This window comes from Chloroflexota bacterium, from assembly GCA_016219275.1.
In the GTDB taxonomy this organism is placed as follows: Bacteria; Chloroflexota; Anaerolineae; order UBA4142; family UBA4142; genus JACRBM01.
The window spans coordinates 81,285-101,243 of sequence record JACRBM010000042.1 but is presented as its reverse complement, the minus strand read 5'-3'; the positions used below and the strand labels follow the sequence as shown (position 1 = coordinate 101,243).

The following is a 19,959-nucleotide window of genomic DNA, read 5'->3' as shown; positions in this document are numbered from 1 at the left end:
GTAGCACCGTTACTGATACGTCGGAAATTTTACCGCCGAGGCGCGGAGCACGCTGAGAACGCAGAGTTCTTTTGATTTTTCTCTGCGCCCTCTGCGTCTCGGCGGTAAACACCAAATTCGCAGTAGCAATGCTACAGTCTCTAAAATTTTCCTGTTTTTCTTTGTGCCCTTGGTGTCCTTCGTGGAAAAATCTATTGACTTTTTATTTGCAGAATTGCAACACCGCCGTGAGCGGAAAGTGATCGGAGGGATACAAACCGCGCTCGCAGAATCGGTCAATCTCAGCGGCGATGGTTTCGAATTGGTGCGATGCCAAAAGCCAGTCAATCGCCGCTTGTGCGCCGGGCTTGCCATAGCCGTGATAAGTTTCTTCCTGGTTTCTGCCTGCGTGTGCTTTGCGATACACATCGTAGAGCACGTCGCCGTTCACCAGACACTCATAGGCAAGGGTATCTTTGCCGGTGTTGAAATCGCCGGTCACAATCACCGCGTGTTGCGCGGCGAATTGTTGCGCCCACTTGCAAACGAGAGCAGCGGACTGCTCTTGCGCGGTTACGGAGCGGTGATCGAAATGCGCGTTTAGGAACACGACCGAGTGAGTGGAGTTTTTGCATTGCAGTTTCGTCCACGTTACCGTGCGCGGAAAGAGACTGCCCCAGCCCTTGCTTCCCGGCACATCGGGCGTTTCGCTCAACCAGAAATTTCCACGCGCGATTTCTGCGAATACCGTTTTCTTGTAGAGGATGGGCGTCATTTCCAGCGTGGTCTCGCTGTTGCCGCCGCGCCGCACGCCGATAAATTCATAGTTGGGCAAACTGTTTTTCACGTACGCGGCTTGCGCGTCGTCCCGACATTCTTGAAGACCGACCAAATCCGGATCGAACGATTGGATTCGGCGAATCACCATCTCTTTGCGATTCTCCCACCGATGTTCGCCATCATCGGCAGTGCCGTACCGAATATTGAAACTCATCACTTTCACTAGAGACATTCTTTCCAACAGAATCCGACGTTGCTTGATCTAGGATCCCGTACTCTGATAATGCCGAATCGCTACCCGCCAAACCAACAACGATAATCCCAAAAAGAGCCAGCCCATCAGCGGCGCGAGCAAACCATAGAACTGATACTCGTCGCCGCGCAGTAGAAAAGCCGCCGGATAAAAACCCATCATGGCATAAGGCACGATCCAGGTAAAAAGAAATTGCAGTGGCAGACCAAAGATATTCACCGGGAACCGCCCGAACTGATTCATCCAACCCATCGTCTGCATCAGCGAGAAGGTACTGACATACCAAAAGCTCAGGCAAGCCATAAGCAGTTGCACACTGAACATGATGAGCGTACCACTAAGGATGGCGAGCAACAAATAGTACATTCCCCACCAGGGCAGTGGAGTGGGTAACGCCGCCAGAGCCGTCGCGATGGCGGCTACTCCGACCAATACTCGTCCCAGGGCTGGCAAAGTGATCCCGCCCTCGCCGGCAATTTGAAAGAGCGGCGCGGGCGGGCGGACTAGCAAACGATCCAACTCACCGCTTTGGATGTAATACAGAATCCGGTGTGGTACATCGAGAACGCCATTCGCCACATTGGTGCCCGCCGTTATCAGACCCCAAATGAGTAGCACTTCGTGAAAAGACCATCCCTCGAGTTGGCGAATACTGGCGAAGATAATCGTCAGAAAGACCAAGCTTGATCCGGTGTGGAGAATCGAAGACACAAACGTGATCGCAAAATCGGCGCGGTATTGCGACCAGGCTTTGAAGAGACATCGAACATAGACCACATAGAGTTCCGCATAGTAAGCCATCGTCAGCCCCCCTGGATCTCCATGCGCTGTTTAGCCTTCAGCCAGATCAACCGCGTGAGCAGGACCAAGCCCACACCCCAGGCGAACTGATTCAGGATACTCGTCCAAATCGCGCTCCCCTGGATCGCGCCAACGTAAATCGCCAGCGGCGTGTACGCCATACCCTGGAATGGCAGAGCCAGGGCAATGCCGCGCAGCCAATCGGGAAAGAGACTCAACGGAACCATGGTCCCGGCGAGTATATCCAGCACCGCGATCTTGGCATAAGCCAACCCCCAAATACTATAGGTCCAGAAAGCCATCAGTCCGATCAAAAAATCAACCGAACAGACCAGGAAGAATGCGCCAAAGAGACTGACGATAAAACCCAGCGCGGCTTGCGGCGAAGCCGGCGGGTTGATGCCAAAGAAAAGAAATGCCAATAGATAAGAAGGCAACGAGACCAAGAGTGTCTCCACGACATACGCGCCCAAGGTATCCGAAAAGGTAAGCAGTTGATAATCGGTCGGTCGAACCAAATCAATCAACACATCGCCACTGCGAATGCCGCCGCCGATTCGCGTGATGATCCGCCGTTGACCGGGACGCGCAAAACTGAACGCCTGCCCCAGACAAACGTAGGTGATCAACGCCGGATAGGACATTTCGATTGACGTGGCGTTGTGATAAATCGCCGTCCAGAGATAGTAGAGTAATGCCATCATCAGCAAAGCACCCAGAATGGCAGTAAAGGATTCGAAACGGTAAGCGAGTTCTTGCTTGATCGCCGCCGCGACAACGCCGATCTGCCGATTGAATGCTTCGTAGATTTTCATCGGGTTGTCCCTTGCTGATAAATCTCTCGAATGATCGCCTCTAAATCTGCTTCTTCAACCGACAGATCATTGACCGGAAAGTTGTTGACGATATGCCGGGTGATTGTCGTCGCGGCAACTTGCTGTGGATCGAAACTGACAACCACACTGCCATCATCCCTGGTTTGTATTCGCAAACCAGGGCCGATCTGTTCCAACGATGCCATCAAATCATCGGGCTTGGCGCCATCACTCAAGGAAAAAACCACTCGCCGCAATCGCCCATAGCGCCGCTTGATCTCCGCGAGTGTGCCATCGTAGATGAGCCGTCCTTTGTCAATGATGATGACGCGTTTGCAGAGTCGCTCGATGTCGTTGATGTCATGTGTCGTCAGAATGATCGTCGTCTCACGCTCTCGATTTAGATGCAGGATAAATTCGCGAATGCGCTCCTTGGCGACAACATCCAAACCGATCGTCGGCTCGTCCAGATAGACGATCTTGGGATCGTGCAGCAGCGAAGCCACCAGCTCACAGCGCATCCGCTGACCCAACGACAATTGTCGCACCGGTCGCTTCAAAAAACTTCCCAGCTCGAGCAGTTCGACAAACTGCTTCAGATTGGCTTGATACCGCGCCGTCGGAATGGCGTACATCTTGCGCATCAACTCAAAACTGTCACTGGCGGGAATATCCCACATCAGTTGTTTGCGCTGACCAAAGATAACCCCGATCTTTTTGCTGTTACGCACACGCTCACGCTGCGGGACCAGACCATCTACCACGACCTCGCCCGCCGTCGGGTGGAGAATGCCGGTAAGCATTTTGATCGTGGTAGATTTGCCCGCGCCGTTTGGTCCGATGTAACCAACCAGTTCGCCGGGTGCGATGTCGAAGGAGATGTTGTTTACCGCTTTGATCTCTTCATAGTCGGTCGAGAACAGGTTCTGAATTGCGCCAACAAACCCTGGCTTGCGTTTCAACGTCCGAAAGGTTTTGTAGAGATCGGTTACGCGAATAATCGGCGCTGCCAATGGCGGTGCCATTGAGTTTGAGATCATGGGGTTTGGTTGTCTCCTTCCCCAAAAACCCTGGGCTGAAATCTCAAATTTGCAAACCGACTGAAATAACCAAGGCACACCTCGCGCCACTCGCGTGCGTTTTCGAGCTGATGAGCGAGCCGCGCGGCAACGTGCGCGTGCCGCGCCGGATCAATCTTGGGTTGCAAACTCTGCCATGCGTCGCGCATCGTTTCGACAAAGGCGACGCCCGCATCGTACCGCTGTTGTAACTCTTGCCACAACGTTCTACCGGACGCGAGGAGATGATCCCAGGATGCGTGATGAAACCACAGCAAGAATTTTTCCGGGCACGTGTCGAGATTGTCGAACTGCTCGCGCAACGGGCTGTGATACTGACTGACGTTGTTACTGCCGGCGCGCGTGCGATCAAAGCCCAGCCCGTGCGCATCCGCGCGATGATAGTACACGCTGTTCCAGTCCGCGCGCGGCGCGCCGTCGAATCCTGGGTCGGGTCCATAGTGATGTCCCTCTTGCATCAAGTGATGCAGACCCAGCGGCGTCATGTAATTGATGCACGCTTCCCACGAGCCGAGCATCATCGTCTTGAGCGCGTCCACGACGCGCGGCGCGTTCGACCAGGTCATCCGAATCCATTCATCCGCGATGATCCCCGCGCTCAAAGTGTGATCCCAGGTGAGTCGTCCGAACGCGTACCAGTTCGCTTGCGAAAAATGATGCCCGCACCAGTTGCGCTCCGTGCCGGTATTCGCTACGCCGACGACGCACGAGTTGGCTGGCTCGCTAACAATCTTCGCAACCGTCATGCCCGCGCCGTTCGCGTACGTGTCCGAATCCAAAACCTCTTGCCACATACCGCCGAGGTAAACCAGGTGCTTGGATTGCCCCAGATATTCCTGCGTGATTTGCAATTCGAGCGCGAGCGCAGTTCGCGGCGCCGCGCCGAAGAGCGGGTGAAACGGTTCGCGCGGCTGGAAATCAATCGCGCCATTTTTCACTTGCACGACCACGTTCGCGCGAAACTTGCCATCGAGCGGCACAAACTCCTTGTTCGCACAGTTCGCGCGGTCGGCGTCAACAGTTGTATCATACACAAATGCGCGCCACAGCACAATGCCGCCATGCGGCGCGAACGCGTCGGCGAGCATGTTCGCGCCATCGTCATGATTCGCGCCGTTGTCTTGCGGTCCGGGTTGTCCTTCGGAATTTGCCTTGACCTGGAATCCGCCAAAATCCGGAATCAGCCGGTAAATCTCGTCCACCTTTTGCTGCCACCACGCGGCGACACCTGGGTCGCGCGGGTCGCTCGTTGTCAATCCGCCAAGTCGCATCGGCGCGGAAAAATTCGGCGACAGGTAAACGCGAATGCCGTACGGTCGAAACACGTCCGCGAGTGCGGCAGTTTTTTCGAGATACGCGGTCGTCAGACTCGTCGCGCTCGCGTTGACGTTGTTGAGACACGTGCCGTTGATGCCGATGGACGCGCACGCGCGCGCGTAATCGTGATAGCGCGGATCAATCTTGGGTAACTCGTCCCAATTCCACAACGAACGCCCCGCATAGCCGCGTTCAATCGAGCCATCCAAATTGTCCCAGTGCGCGAGGATGCGATGCCGAATCCTGGGACGACCCGTGACATCGAGCACGCGAATGTCTTGGTGCGTTTGAAGCAAGCGCAGGAAATGAAACGCGCCGATCAAAACAGCAGGCGCGGAGTTCGCGGTGATGAGAATGCAATTGTTTTCTGTCATTGCGAGGGCGTTCTGTGCCCGAAGCAATCCCCAATCCGATGTTGGGGATTGCTTCGCTCCTTCGTCGCTCGCAATGACAGAGTAAGAGCGAATCAAAAATCCATCACTCCCCAAATTACGACAATCATTCTGCGGAATGGACACGTCAATTGTTTTGAGTTCGTCAACCGTGCCGACAATCATCGCGTTGCCCGTAGAGACATTGCACGCTTCGCGAACGTCTCTACGATCTTCCAAAATCGGCACCGCGCGGTCGAGTAACGCCGGCAATGCGCGCGCGAGTTCGCTCTTGATGATCGCGGCGGTGGCGTCCGCGCCGAGCACGACGACACTGTTAATCGCGTCGCGATACTGCGCCAAGCGTTCCGCGTCATCCACGCGGCGATAGCGCAACCAGAGTTCGTAGCCGTCTTCGGCTTGCATGTTCATGTTTTCCTGTTGACGATATCCTGAAATAGGCGCAGTTGTTCCTGTGGATTCGCTTCATAAATGTGAAGATATGTGAAAATCTCAAATGCAAAATCAACAAAAGCCCGACCTTGTGCGGTGATGACATGTCCATCTCGAACGACGCGTTGGTCAAGATAATTTTGTCGGGGAAATGGATCACTGACTTGAAGTTCAGCAATCTTTTCGGGAGAACACGACGTGGTGAATTTGCGATGCGTGAGAATGCCGGCGCGCCCCAAGTATTGCGGACCGTTACAAATTGCCGCGAGTAATTTTTTCTCTGCATCCAGTTTCCGGATAATGTCCGTCAGCGCCGGTTCTTGAGAGTGAATGGGTCCGCCTGGGATGAGCAGACCTTGGATATGGTCAAGCTGGAATGCCTCTGCCAAAGTGATATCCGGGAGATACCGTAATCCTGACTCGCTACAAATCGGATCAAGCGTGTACCCAACGGCGACGATGTCTCGTCTACCGATATTCTTTAATTTATGGAGCACAAGCGTAATTTCAAAATCAGCCATATCCTCAGAAATAAAACATAGGATTTTGCTCATGCGATTCCCTCTCTCAAATCGCTAGTCAAGACTTAATCAGACGATGTTTGGTTTGCACAAAACCTACGAACGATAGACCGCCCAAACAGTTAGCCAGGGTGGCGCAATCGCAGTAAAGTGTTCCCAGGTTCCGGGCGCGGCGTTCGCATCGGGAGAGAAATCGGTCGAGTCCGAAACGTGGCGAATCACGAAACCTTGCTCGATCAATCCGTTGATCAACGTGCTCAAGGTGTGCCGATATTCGCGCGGCATGGGAACCGCCGCGCCCGATTCGTAAACCCAGGACGAGTCCGCATAAGTGATTGCAACGCCTTCAAGATAGGGTTGTTTCAGCGGATAGCCCACGCCGTTCCAATCATGCTCGGTGAGTCCACTGACGAATGGATTCGCGCAGTTGAAACGATAAACGCCATCGCGCCGCAAGACGCGCGCGACCTGGGCGAACACCTGGCGCGCATCGGGCACAAAGTTGATCGAGTACGGTTGCCAAACGATGTCAAAGCAATCGGCATCCAGGAATGACAAATCGCGCATATCGCCTTGATGCGTTTGGAGGTTGACTTGATAATGCGCGGCGGCTTGGCGATCCTTTTGCAATTGCTCTTCCGACAGGTCAACGACGGTGACCGCCGCACCCAACAAGCTGAAGCAAGCCGATTGTTGCCCGCCGCCGCCGGCGAGACACAAGACGGATTTGCCGGTAAGCTCGCCCAACCATCCATCGGGATCAATCCTGGCGCGCGCAGAAGCCGCGTCCAGATTCAAATACGGACGCGTGAAAAGCGCGTTGGCTTGGGCGAGCGCCTGCCAACGTGCGATGTTGTACCGCGCGATTTCATCCATGGTGGTGGGTTCTCAATTGATTCGCGTTATTTACGCGGCGATAACGCAACCAGAGTTCATAGCCGTCTTCGTTTGGTGGATTCATTAATATGTTTCGTTGTTCTTCTCGCTACACTCACTTCGCTTGGTTTGACGGTCTAAAGAGTTGCCCTTGTTTGAGGATTGCAAATGTATGTTCGATTTCTTTGGCAATAGCATCAAGCAGAGCGTCCATAACAGTGCCCCAACCGGTTGCAGTCAAAGCTGGATCAACATTCAAAACTTTCAAAGCATCGCTAACTCTCTTTTGATGACTTTCATTGCCGCGATGACTTCTGACAATTCGCAAATCGTGAAGTGTCGCTAAGACTGGGAGTTGGACTATGCGCGCCGGTTGGGGCGTACGCGCATGTATCTCTTGGAAATCTGACCCTAGCCATAACCCAGATTGATTAGCCACAGTTGATAGTTCTAGAAGTCGACCCAAAAGCCTAATAGACTTGTATTGGAGAATATCTTTGTCACCTTCACCGAGCCCGAGTAAAATCTCGCGTAATATGCGTTCTTGGAGTCCCTCTACAACAAGTTGGTCCAAGGACTCGCATCGCGCGAGGAAATCGTCTTTGCTCATACTCAAAGGGATAGTACGTGTTACCGGTTCGACGATAGGATCATTCCACCAGCCACGATAGTTCATCTCTTGGCGAGACAGACCAACTATTTCCTTCGAGTTAAGAGCCCGTTGGAATACTTCAGTAGCCATTTTCGCAAGAGCTTCACCTACCGAGACTAAGGCGTATGTAATTCGCTTGGCACGTGTTGCTACATTAGGAGTTTGTCGCAGTCTGTCCAGATTTTCGGCTGAAGGTAATACCGCATACCGGTGCCAATAGTGAACCACATTAGGAGGACATCCTTCATAGAGTTTCTTGAGTTCGACTAAAATTAGGTCCCTACCTACCCTTTGTGTATTTCCAGTACTCCATTGATTTCCATAACTCACATTCCCAGACTCCGGATGGATTTGAAACTGAGGATTGCCCTCGTAATGTGCCAGAACAGCATCTGAGACGAACGCCACAAGCAACATGGATGGTAGAGCGCGCTCATTTGTGACCGGATCCTGTATGCCGGGCCACACCAGTTCACCGTATTGCCATCTTCCTGCTATCACGGGAGAATCGTTGGGCTCGATCAGTGCTCTTGTCCCCCATACTTTTGCCAAATGGCTGGGTCGAGAATTTGACATGTTGCGAATCTCAATCAGTCTACCTGGAAAAGTGAACTCGCGTGCTTCACGTCCAGCGAGAAGAGAAACAATATTGGAAGATGGTTCCCCCCATCTCTCAGCATAATAAACCTGGATAATATGGCAATCGCGAATAGTAGCGTAATCATGCAAATAGTCGCGTTGAATTGTAACGAAGGCACGAGTGTAGTTAGGAAAATCATATACTGAGACATTGCGCGACACAACGACATCATGCTTTGGTACCGATGGATCATCCCAATGTAACTCAGGTCCTGTTTCAGTAGTCACTATTCGTGGAATAAGACCATAAGTCATTAGGAAACCCTGATCTGGGGCAATAAAGTTCTGATTAGCCGAACGCCAAGAAATAACGAGTGGTTCTAGCCCCTCGGGAACTACTTCGGCTGCAAACACCCAAAACCTGGGCACGTAGTTGGAATCTCGCTGAGATGATGAGATATCCGGGTGTGGACCAGTTGTGGAAATTTCGTGACCTATTCCGCCAGGATATTCAAGTAGTTTTGATACTGTTTCAGATGGGGCTAACGCTGAGTAAAGGTGACGATAGCTACGTGGTCCCCAAGGGTGACCAATCTCAGCGACTAAAACCTGCTCATGGTCGAGTGGTCTTTCAGCTAAAATAGGTCGAAGTAATTCTGGCCACCAATCATTTGGCACTTCCTGAGTTTGCACCATTTCATTTCTCCAATATATTTACTTAATCTGCAAGCTATTTTGATGGATCACACATTACTCGTATAACTTGCCACTCTATTCTCCATCCTCACCTCCCCCACCTGAATCCGCACCACATCCTCCGGCTGCAACGAAAAATTATCGCCGGGCACAACGCACGTCCCAGTCATCAGAAAAACGCCGTGCGGAAAAGCGAGTTCGCGCGTCAAGTACTCTGCCAACTCGGAGAGCGTGCGCTTCATCATCGCCGTCGTCGCCTCGCCCGCAAATAATTTTGCGCCGCCACGTTCGATTTGAATTCGCACCGGCACGTTGACGATTTCGTTGGCGTCACACAGCACGATTCCGTGTCCTAGCGCACACGAGCCAGTGTACACTTTTGCCTGCGGCAAGTAAAGCGGGTTCTCGCCTTCAATGTCACGCGACGACACATCGTTCCCCGCGCAATAGCCGACAATCTCGCGGTGACGATTGATCACGATGACCAATTCCGGCTCCGGCACATTCCAGCGGCTGTCCGCGCGAATGCGAATCGGCATTCCCGTTCCAACGACGCGCCAGCCCGCCGCTTTGAAAAACAGTTCGGGACGCGCCGCATCGTAGACGCGCTCGTACACGTCCGCGACCTGGGATTCGGCGCGGCGCGCATCGCGGCTACGCAAGTACGTGACGCCCGCCGCCCACACTTCTTGCAGCGCATCAATCGGCGCGAGCAATGCGTCGTTCGCGGATTCGTCGCGCGGCAACGTCGCCAACAATTGCATCATTGCATCGCGGCGCAATTCGAGGAGCGCGCTCAGCGCGAAACTCGGCGGCAGAAAAAATCCATCCATCGCCCAGCGCGCGCCAGAGTTCGTTTGATGTCGTGTTAGTTTCATCGTTTACCTTATCAAAAAAATTGAACCGCAAAGGCGCAAAGAGCGCGAAGAAAGAATTCAATGATATTTGGTGTCATTTCGAGCGAAGCGAGAAATCTCTACATTCGGATAGATTTCTCGTCGCTCCGCTCCTCGAAATGACAGATGGCGCACAGACTCAATTATAAAATCTTGGCGTCCTTTGCGCCTTCGCGGTTAGATTCATTCAACCGTTTGATGATCTTGTCCACGTCGTACACACAGCCGCCCCAGGTTCCGCCGCCGACATTTTGAAGCGCCGCCCACAAGCGCGTGTCGTCCGGCAAATCGGCGTGGCGTTGCAAATCGGGATGCGGCGGACGCGTCGCCAACACATCATCGCCGCCGAGCAAATCAATTCGCCCGACCAGGTTGACGCGGTCCACGATGATTTGAATCGTGTCGCCATCGCGCACGCGACCGAGCGGACCACCGGCGAGCGCCTCGGGTCCAACGTGCCCGATGCACGCGCCGGTGCTCACGCCGCTGAATCGCGCATCGGTGATTAACGCGATCTGTTTGCCTTCGGGCAAATGACGCAACGCCGCAGTTAGTTGGTATGTCTCTTCCATACCCGTGCCCATCGGACCCGCGCCCATCAACACGATAATGTCGCCCGCCTTGACCGGTCGCGCGCTCGTGCCCTTGACCGCGGCAATTGCATCGCGCTCCAATGTGAACACGCGCGCGGAACCGACCTTGCGATAAACGCCATCCGCATCCACGACACTGGGATCAATCGCGGTGCTCTTGATCACCGCGCCTTGCGGCGCGAGATTGCCGGTCAGAAATGTGATCGTGCTCGTCAGTCCGCGTTCGCGCGCCTTGTGCGGATTCATAATCACATCGTCGGGATCAACGCCGTCGAGCGATTGCAATCGCGCGCGCACTTTTTGACGCCGCTCGCTCTGCGCCCACGCATCAAGCGCCTCGCCCAGCGTGCATCCGTTCACCGTGCGCGCGTTCAAGCGCAACAATCCCAGGTCGCGCAGATGCAACATTACTTCGGGCACGCCGCCCGCGAGAAAAACCTGGACGGTGCCAAACCCCGTCGGTCCATTTGGTAGAACGTCCACGAGGCGCGGCGTCTGCCGATTGATGCGCGTCCAATCCTCAATGGTCGGGCGCGCCAGACGCGCGGCGTGCGCAATCGCGGGAATGTGCAACAATAAATTCGTACTGCCGCCGAACGCCGCGTGCGTCACCATCGCGTTGTGAATCGAATCCTGGGTCAGAATATCGCGCGTCGTGACGCCTTGCGCTTCGAGCGCGATCAATGCGCGCACCGAACGCCGCGCCATATCGAGCCAGATCGGTTGACCCGATGGCGATAGCGCGGAATGCGTGACCGCGAGTCCCAACGCTTCGGCGACGACCTGGCTCGTCGCCGCCGTGCCGAGGAATTGGCAGCCGCCGCCCGGCGACGCGCACGCGTGGCATCCCAGTTCGCTCGCTTCTTCGAGCGTGAGCAAGCCGTGCGCAAAACGCGCGCCGAGCGATTGAATTTTGCCGGCGTCTTCGCCATGCTCCGGCAACAATGTGACGCCGCCGGGAACGATGACGCCCGGCAACGCTTTCTGCGCGGACAGAGCGAGCATCATTGCGGGCAAGCCCTTGTCGCACGTCGCGATGCCGAGCACGCCGCGCCGCGTCGGGAGCGAGCGAATGAGGCGGCGCAAGACGGTTGCCGCGTCGTTGCGATACGCGAGCGAGTCCATCATGCCGAGCGTGCCTTGCGTGCGACCGTCGCATGGATCGCTGACAAATCCCGCGAACGGGATCGCGCCGAGTCGCGCGAATTCTTCGGACGCGGCTTGCGCGAGCAGTCCAACTTCCCAGTGTCCGGTGTGATAGCCGAGCGCGATGGGCGTGCCGTCCGGCGCGCGGATGCCACCCTGGGTGCTGAGAATCAAAAATTCTTTGCGACCCAGTTGGTCGGGCGACCAGCCCATCGCCGCATCCATCGTCCAGCCGAACACATCGCCGCTTGGCGAGTTGATCAGCCAATCGGCTTGCAGTGGCAATCGTCCCGCCGGACCGCGCGCGTGGGTTGGAACGTCGTACAGATTTGGATCGGAAGATTCAAATTGGATGTGTTTCATTCCCGTCTTCATCCTAAACCTGGCGAATAAATGTATAACAAACCGCCGTGAAATACCTCAACCAAAAACGCCTCGCCCAATGATTCATCGGTTCAAAATCCACCGCGCAACGTTCATATCCTTGAGCACGCACCCAGTCCAGCGATTGATTGAGTAGAGCGGTGGCGATGCCGGCTCCGCGCGAATCGTCTCGAGTAAATGCGCCGGTGATGCTAGTGGTCTTGTCATCGTTGATGATGGTGCAGGCATCCGCGTTGGCTGGACCGATTCTTAAAAAAGCAATTGGCTCTTTTTCTTGGCACGCCAACCAAATCGCCTTCCCAGGATTCTGCAACCACTCTTCGTAGTACGCGCGTTCCGGCGGATTGCCTCCCGCGAGAAAAATCGGAGAGCTCGCGACATGATGGCGCAGCGCAGTGTCCAACGCGATGACCGCTTCGATGTCGCTCAAACCGGCTTGGCGAATCTCCGCTTCACAGCTATTCTCTGACACTGGTTGCATATCGCGGACGGCATCGGCGGCAATCATTCCAAAGCCAAGCCATTGCCAAGTTTCGATGGCATGATGATCGTTTGCAAACAGACTAATCAAATGAGTATCGTAGCCATCTGCTTTCCAATCCGCCGCAAGACGGGTATACATCGTCTCGTAAATGCGCCGGCCATTCGGTTGAATCACAGCGTTCGCCCATTCGGGAGAAAAGACGCTTCGCTTTCCCCTGAATGAAGCCAGTTGCCATGCCGCCAGAAAACCTTTGAGCTTGCCATTCTCAAGCGCGACGACACCCCGCCCTTTTTCGATGAGATTATTCAGGAGTGGCAATAACGTCCCGATCTTGGCGTAACGGCTTGGCAATAGCGGCATCTGCTCACGAAATTGTCCATAGCGCAGAGCGACCAGTCTTGCTGCATCCTCAAGATGTTCTTTGTTGAACGGGACTACTTCAAGCGACATTGATGTTTCCTCACTCCAAGTATTTTTTCCAACAGTTGCTCGTGAACGCCTCTCTGAAACCGAGCGTCTGGTAGAATTCCTGATCGGATCCGACAAACGCGATGCTCGCGCCTAATTCGCCGCACCGCCGGATGCCTTTCACCAGCTATTCGCGCTCACCAGGTTCAGCATCCTTGCCAGGGTGGTTCCCAGGATCAACTCTTTATCATGCTCCGAGATTTCCAACGCGCGTACGCGCCGAATATTGCGCGCGAGGTTGGCTTGTCCGTACGGTGTGTCTGAACCCATGATGAATCGCTGGGCGCCGAAAAAGCCAAGCGCCTTTTGCAGACGTATGTCGGAGATCAAATCGGGACAAGAAATATCAAAATACACATTCGGCATGGGCTGGCGCGCATTGATAAATCGCTCGATGTCAAAGAGATGACCAACGATGAACTTGACCTCTGGATTTTTCCCGGCGAATTCGACGAGCGCCGCGGCTTGCGTCGAATTTCCCAGATGAATGAAAATCGGCAAGTCGTAGGTCTTGGCAAAGCGAACCAGACTTGCAAACGCTTCGGCTCCGATCCTGAAATCATCCCAGCACTGATGCAGTTTCAATCCTTTGAATTTCCACGAGCGATAACAATCGTCTAATTTGGCAAGATCAAATCCAGACTTGAGCGTGACCCAGTAAAATTGGAGAATTTTGTCTGGATGAGATTGGCAATAGTTGAATACTGTTTGGTTGCCTTGATCCAAATGCCGCGCCGCGCCGCTCACACGAACAACCATCCGCGTCATCGCATTCGTCAGTTTGGCGACCTCCCAGGTTGGAAACATTTTCGCCAGATTGAGAAGACGGTAGTTTTTCGCGCTGCCATGTTCGCCGGGCAACAACACGAGTTTGTCCACCCCATTTGCATCCATCGCGGCGAGAATCCCTTCTGCAGTCAGGAAATCTCCGCAAGCATGCGCGTGTCCGTCAATGATCATTCCCCGTTCTCCCGAATGGTGTCCGACAATACCCGCCTACTGATTGAACCACAACTCGTACACTTGCTCGCCGTACTTTAACACCATCTCGCCCGATCCGAAATCGGAATGCGCCCACGCGCTGTCCACGAGCGGATAGCGATTCAACTGAATCGGCGCGCCATTCACGGTTGGTTTGACATCCCAACCGGTGACAAACCTGCCAATGGACGGCGATTCAAATGTGATCAGATCGGACAATTGCGAAATAACTGAACGCGGCGAATGGGTTTGTCCGTTCATTTCGGTTTTGTCCGTTGTGATCTTCGCCGCGCTCACCGCATTGACAAACGCATCGAACGATTGCCAGTCCGCTTGGCGTCCGCACTCGACGAACCAGGTATTTTCCTTCGCCCAACATTGCAACTCGCGTCCGGCGTACTGACCTTCATCGCCAATCCTCATTCCATTCTGCGAATAGATGCCGACGTAACCTTGCCTGACGCGCACAAAGACCCAGTTTCCGGCAAAGCGCACTTCGTCGAATAATTCTTGCGGAAACCAGGCATGGCTCATCCACGTGAAATCGTTCAAGCGAAACGTGAGCGACATGACGTTCTGGTATTGAATGACGCGCGGCATCACGCTCGTGCCCGACCAATAGTCCGGGCGCAAGCCCGATCCTTCGCCGGTCGTGTGCGGGCACGACCAAAAAATATTTGCCTTGTTGCCGAGCGTGATTTGCGCGGTGTGCGTCGAAGATTCAAACTCGCCCTTGCGATGGTCTTGCAAACCGGACAACAAATAATCGGGCGTGCGATAGACGACGAAATCCGCGTGACGCATCGTCGTTCGCAAAATACCGTGCCGCTCTTTCGCTTCAATCACACTCGTGTTGTCGGTCGCCATATCGAAAATAATTTTCGGCGGCTGGTACGTGCTCGTGCCCAAACAGACCGGCGCCATGCCCGATGTTCCTTTCGTCAGCGAGCCATTGCCGAACAGCATCCAGCACAAAGCCGCCGTGCCTTCGAAATCCGGATACTTGATGTAAACGCCGTAACTGCGTCCGTGCGTCGTCCCCCAGATGCCTTGGTACGAATCGGAACCCAGGTTGAAAAACATTTCGTCGAGCACTGCGCCGACCATCTGCCGCAATTTGTATTGCCCTTCAATCGTCGCGAAATCGTACACGTTCAAGAGCGGCGCGATGCAAATTGGAAAGTACGAATTCGAGTGCCATTCGTCGAAACCGAATCGTCCGCGCTGGCGCAGCCATTCGGTGATGTACGTGAACGCCTTGTGATAGTGGAACAACCCGTTCTGCCGGCTGTTCGTGAACTCGTCGGTCGGGAACAAGAATCCCGCCAGCCACTCGGCGACGTGAAACAGCAAGCGATGATTCTCCGAACCCATGTACATCACCGTGTCGCCGGGTTCGTCAATCCAATACTTGAATCCCAGGATTGTGTCCTTCATCAGCGCGTTGATTTCGGGACTGAGACGGCGTTGCTCGCGTTCCCAAAACATCAAACGCAAAATTCCTTGAATGACAAAATCGGCGCAGTCGTTGCGCGCGGCGATGAACTCGCACGTCCAGCGAATCGCGCTTTCGTCCACGCGGTCGAATTGCCCCAACGCATAGCGCGCGACCGGCGTCCAGATGCGATGGATGCCGGTCTCGACGTTGTCGGCATAGTGCTCCAACGCGAGACGACGCCGTTCGTCAATCTTGGCGTACCCCTGCGGTGCGGCGACCGGCGTGACCTTGTGGAGATTATTGAACGACGTGGTCGTGAACGGTTGTCCGTCGCGTAACCACGCGCAGTGGAGATGATACACGCCATCGGCAAGGAACTTGCCTAAAGCCAACGTCACTTGCCCCGCGACGGTCGGCATCACGGTTTGCAACACCTTGCCTTCTGACGATACGAGATCGACCTTCAACTTGAATCCACTGTTCGGATCGCCACTCGCGGCGGCTTGACCCAGGATCAGACCCAGGTCGTGCTCAGGATAAATAATGTCGCGCGGTAAACGTAGCCGGCTCAATTCCTCTTCGACGAGCGCGCGCGTTTGCAGCGTCATCTCCGGCGCAAGCGGCGCGCGCACAGTCGCATCGCTATCGGTGATGACGAGTTGTATGCCAACCTGCGCCATGCGCGCGATGCGGAACAAGCCGACGTTCACCACGTTTTCGCCCGATTGCAACGCCGCTTGAAAATGAAACGCGTTGACCATGCCTTGGCGCGTCGGCGACGCGTTCGCGCTATCAAAGACGAGCGTGCCGTTGATGAACACGATGGCGCGACAATCGTTGATAATCAAACGGCATTCGCGCGTGCCGGCTTGCGCGGGTGTGACGAGCGTGGACAACAACGCCGCGCCGAGATGATTCTTGATGTTGTACGTGCCCCACGAAAGATATTTTTCCGGACCGCGCACCAGGTTCCAGCGCGTCGTCTCGCCGTGAAACGTAGTCGTTTGTCCTTCGACTGGCGCGAGCGCGAAAAGTTTCTGCGCCTCATCCACAATCTCATTCATCGCGGTGCGTCCCACCGGCGAGGTCTTGTTTTCAAAGTACGACAAGCCCACGACTTTATCCGACACATCGTGATTGAACGCGCCAAGCATGATCCAGGGTTTGAGTGTATCGCCGGCGTGAACTTGACGAACCAGGTTTTCGGTTGCAGACATGGTAACGCGCTCCATTGGCAAGTTGGTAACTTGCCCCACGTGGCGCAAATTTCCAATTTGCGTTACGATTTTTTAGTTGAGACGTTTGACGTACGGCTTGCCCTCGGCAAGCACCTCGTGCACGATGGGCAGCCACTGGCTGATCGGGATATTTTGCGGGCACTTGTTTTCGCAATCGAGACATTGCAGGCACGCGCTCGCTTGGTTTTCGGCGGGAACCCATTGCTTGTACCAGCCGCGCATCGCATCCGGTTTGTCGTACATCATCCCTTCGTTGTACGCCGCAAAGACGCGCGGAATCGCGACGCCGTTCGGACACGGCAAGCAGTACTCGCACTTGGTGCACGGAATCGGGGAGAGTTCGCCATACTTGGCACGCACCTGATCGAACAACGCGAGTTCCGGCGCGGCGAACGAATTGACGCGCGATGCGGATGCGCTCGCGATATTTTGGACGACCTGCTCCATTGTGTTCATGCCGCTGAGCACGACCGACACTTCGGGTTGATTCCACAACCACTGCAAAGCCCAGTCAGCGGGCGCGCGCTTGGCAACAGCCGTGTCCCAAATGTCCTGAACCGGCGCGGGCGGGTCAACGAGTTTGCCGCCAAGCAACGGCTCCATGACGACGACCGCCATGCTCTTCGCCGCCGCGTATTTCAAACCCTGGGTGCCGGCTTGATTTTCAATGTCCATAAAGTTGTACTGAATCTGACAGAACGTCCAATCGTACGCGTCCACGATCTCTTGAAAGACCGGCAACTTGTCGTGAAACGAAAAACCGAGATGCCGGATGCGTCCATCCGCCAGCGCGCGCGCCGCCCATTTGAGCGTGTCCATGCCGCGCAGTTTGTCCCAGCGTTCGCGATTGAGTCCGTGCAACAAATAAAAATCAATGTGGTCGGTCTGCAATTTTTGCAATTGCTCGTTCAAGATCGGGTCGAGGTCATCCGCGCTCTGAACTTTCCAGACGGGCAACTTCGTCGCCAAGCGAACTTTTTCGCGATAACCGTCCTTGAGCACGCGCCCAACGAACAATTCACTGTTGCCGCCGTGATAAGGGTACGCGGTGTCAATGTAATTCACGCCGCGATCAATCGCGTACCGCACCATGCGCGTCGCTTCGGGTTCGTCAATGTTCGCGCTGTCCCCATTCTTGATCGGGAGCCGCATACACCCAAAGCCCAACGCCGATGCGTGCCAGTCCAATTTTCCGAATCTACGATAATTCATCTGGGGTTGCCTCCGGTTTTTGTAATATTCGTCGCGAAGAACGATCAAAACCGTAGAGATGTTTGGGACGCGGACGAACGCGGAATACGCGGATAAAAACAAAAAATCCGCGTTTATCCGCGTTCATCCGCGTCCAAATAATTTTGGTTGCGGTCTTGCCGCGTTATGTGGTTGATTGCCATGCTGTCGCGGTTCTCGCGATCAACTTTCCTTCATCAACCAGGGCGGAAATTGTTTGCCTTGCGCGCGCAGATGGCTCGCGTACAAAAAACGATGCACGTCGTGCGTATAGTACTGACCGAAGCGTTTGCCCGGCAACACATCGAGCAAGCGCTCGACGACGGTCTGCGCCGTGTCTTCATCCAGACCCGACTCGAGTTCGTAATCGAAATAGATTGCCAGGTCGCGCGCCGGGTTTTCGATGATCCGCTTGACGCCGTACTGGTTTGGATTCAAATGCACCGGCGAGTAGCGCTCCAAAACAAACGTGCCCGGCGATGCGGAATGAATCGCATCTTGATTGGCGTAGATAAAGTTGACCGTGTCTTGCGCGTCGTCCATCGTCTCGGTTGGAAAACCGAAAAAGAAAAACGTGTGATTCCAAATGCCGGCTTGCGTGCCCTCTTGCAAGAGACGGCTCATCGTTTCGCGTTGCGTGCCCTTGACCATGAGTTGAATCATGCGCTCCGATGCCGTCTCCAAACCAAAGAGCAACATGACACAGCCGCCGCGCGCCAGACTGTGCAACAACTCGGGCGTAATCACTTTTTCGAATCGCGCGCAACTACACCAATCAATCGGCGTACCGAGTTCTGCAAGGCGCGCCGAAAGCAGGCGCATCGTGCGCGGCGGAATCGCTTCGTCGGCGAAAAAGATGTGGCGCGCGCCGTACTTGTTATGCAACGTCAGCATTTGCTCGACTAACTGCTCGACCACGACCGGCGCGAATCCCTTGCCCGCGCCGTAGCCGACATTGCAAAACGCGCAGAGACCGTGATAGCATCCGTGTGCGGTGATGAGCGGCAAAACCAGGTCGGGCGCGAGGTAACGCTCCAGCGGCAGTCCATCGAAATCAGGCAGGGTTGCGATGGACGCGTCGGGATGCATCTGCGCCGGGTTCGCGTGAATCGCGCCATTCGCGTGATAGATCAAGTTGGGCACGTCTGCCAAATCGCCGCGACCATCCAACGCTTCCGCTAATCGGAGCAACGGCGTTTCGCCGTCGTAGATGATCGCGCTGTCAATCAGTTCGAACAACGCCGGCACGTGCGGAATTTGTTCGCGCAACATCGAGATGTGCGGTCCGCCCACGGTGACGTGGCACTTTAACCCCGTTTGCTTGACGAGATGCGCGAGCGTCATCGCCGAAAGCATCTGTCCCATCGTCGGAATCGAAATGCCGACGATGTCGGGTCGCTCGCGCACAATGTCGGCGATGATGCCGCGCTGGTAGATGTCGAGGAACATGTTGTGGCGCGGATCGCGCACCGCTTGCAACAAGGTGCGGCTGTTATCTACCGATTGCGCTGGTTGATAATTCAACAAGTCGAGTCGCGCGGGATGGAACGGCAACGAAGCCAGGTCGAAGGATGGCGCGATGACGGTGAACGCGTCCAGACTCTTCTCGCCGTCGTAGAACGCGGGACTGCGAAACACGGCTTTCGCGGCTTGTATTTGCGCCGCGAGTTGTGGACCTTTATCGAATGCCCATTGAATTTTTTCGGGGAGGTCATGCTTGCGACTGGGCGGGAAATCGGCACGGAGACGCTCGATTGATTGCTCGAGATAGGCGCGACTCAGGACGGTGTCGTACGTTTCGAGATTGAGATCGCGTTGAACAACGTCAACTCCGTGCGACCGCAGAAAAGAGGTCAACACCGGCAGCGCCAGGTATGGCATCGCCGGTGTCCAGGGTGGCGGAAAGACGAGATATATTTTCATCGGTGG

At 54.9% G+C, this 19,959-nt stretch carries 15 protein-coding genes; all 15 read right to left on the bottom strand.

Translation table 11 applies throughout. The features are described from left to right. Window positions 1-202: 202 nt before the first annotated feature. A complete protein-coding gene (locus HY868_11205) occupies window positions 203-991 on the bottom strand; it encodes an endonuclease/exonuclease/phosphatase family protein (protein ID MBI5302696.1) in 789 nt (262 codons plus the stop codon). Window positions 992-1,021: 30 nt separating this feature from the next. Beyond that, window positions 1,022-1,813 carry an ABC-2 family transporter protein gene (locus tag HY868_11200; protein MBI5302695.1) on the bottom strand — a complete coding sequence of 264 codons (792 nt, stop codon included), beginning with the start codon at window positions 1,811-1,813 and terminating at the stop codon, window positions 1,022-1,024. 2 nt (window positions 1,814-1,815) lie between these two features. After that, a complete protein-coding gene (locus HY868_11195; protein ID MBI5302694.1) occupies window positions 1,816-2,628 on the bottom strand; it encodes an ABC-2 family transporter protein in 813 nt (270 codons plus the stop codon). Beyond that, complete coding sequence (locus HY868_11190) at window positions 2,625-3,653, bottom strand: ATP-binding cassette domain-containing protein (protein ID MBI5302693.1); 1,029 nt, start codon at window positions 3,651-3,653, stop codon at window positions 2,625-2,627. The genes HY868_11195 and HY868_11190 overlap by 4 nt, the downstream gene beginning before the upstream one ends. Window positions 3,654-3,664: 11 nt before the next feature. After that, window positions 3,665-5,581, bottom strand: a complete 1,917-nt coding sequence (locus tag HY868_11185) for an alpha-glucuronidase (protein MBI5302692.1) — start codon at window positions 5,579-5,581, stop codon at window positions 3,665-3,667. A gap of 242 nt (window positions 5,582-5,823) precedes the next feature. Further along, complete coding sequence (locus tag HY868_11180; protein ID MBI5302691.1) at window positions 5,824-6,402, bottom strand: DJ-1/PfpI family protein; 579 nt, start codon at window positions 6,400-6,402, stop codon at window positions 5,824-5,826. A 63-nt stretch (window positions 6,403-6,465) separates the two neighbouring features. Further along, a complete protein-coding gene (locus HY868_11175) occupies window positions 6,466-7,245 on the bottom strand; it encodes a class I SAM-dependent methyltransferase (protein ID MBI5302690.1) in 780 nt (259 codons plus the stop codon). Window positions 7,246-7,360: 115 nt separating this feature from the next. Next, window positions 7,361-9,172, bottom strand: coding sequence for a hypothetical protein (locus HY868_11170; protein MBI5302689.1), 1,812 nt, complete (start codon window positions 9,170-9,172; stop codon window positions 7,361-7,363). A 47-nt stretch (window positions 9,173-9,219) separates the two neighbouring features. Beyond that, complete coding sequence (locus HY868_11165) at window positions 9,220-10,050, bottom strand: fumarylacetoacetate hydrolase family protein (protein ID MBI5302688.1); 831 nt, start codon at window positions 10,048-10,050, stop codon at window positions 9,220-9,222. A 161-nt stretch (window positions 10,051-10,211) separates the two neighbouring features. Continuing rightward, window positions 10,212-12,182: a YjhG/YagF family D-xylonate dehydratase gene (locus HY868_11160; GenBank protein ID MBI5302687.1), complete on the bottom strand. Its 1,971-nt coding sequence runs from the start codon at window positions 12,180-12,182 to the stop codon at window positions 10,212-10,214. A gap of 1 nt (window position 12,183) precedes the next feature. Continuing rightward, on the bottom strand, window positions 12,184-13,221 hold the full coding sequence (locus tag HY868_11155) for a GNAT family N-acetyltransferase (GenBank protein MBI5302686.1): 1,038 nt from the start codon (window positions 13,219-13,221) through the stop codon (window positions 12,184-12,186). A 42-nt stretch (window positions 13,222-13,263) separates the two neighbouring features. Next, window positions 13,264-14,103, bottom strand: a complete 840-nt coding sequence (locus tag HY868_11150; protein MBI5302685.1) for an amidohydrolase family protein — start codon at window positions 14,101-14,103, stop codon at window positions 13,264-13,266. A gap of 36 nt (window positions 14,104-14,139) precedes the next feature. Further along, window positions 14,140-16,779, bottom strand: coding sequence for a hypothetical protein (locus HY868_11145; GenBank protein ID MBI5302684.1), 2,640 nt, complete (start codon window positions 16,777-16,779; stop codon window positions 14,140-14,142). A gap of 72 nt (window positions 16,780-16,851) precedes the next feature. Further along, window positions 16,852-18,012, bottom strand: coding sequence for an aldo/keto reductase (locus HY868_11140; protein ID MBI5302683.1), 1,161 nt, complete (start codon window positions 18,010-18,012; stop codon window positions 16,852-16,854). A 201-nt stretch (window positions 18,013-18,213) separates the two neighbouring features. Then, on the bottom strand, window positions 18,214-19,953 hold the full coding sequence (locus HY868_11135; protein ID MBI5302682.1) for a radical SAM protein: 1,740 nt from the start codon (window positions 19,951-19,953) through the stop codon (window positions 18,214-18,216). Window positions 19,954-19,959 lie beyond the last annotated feature (6 nt).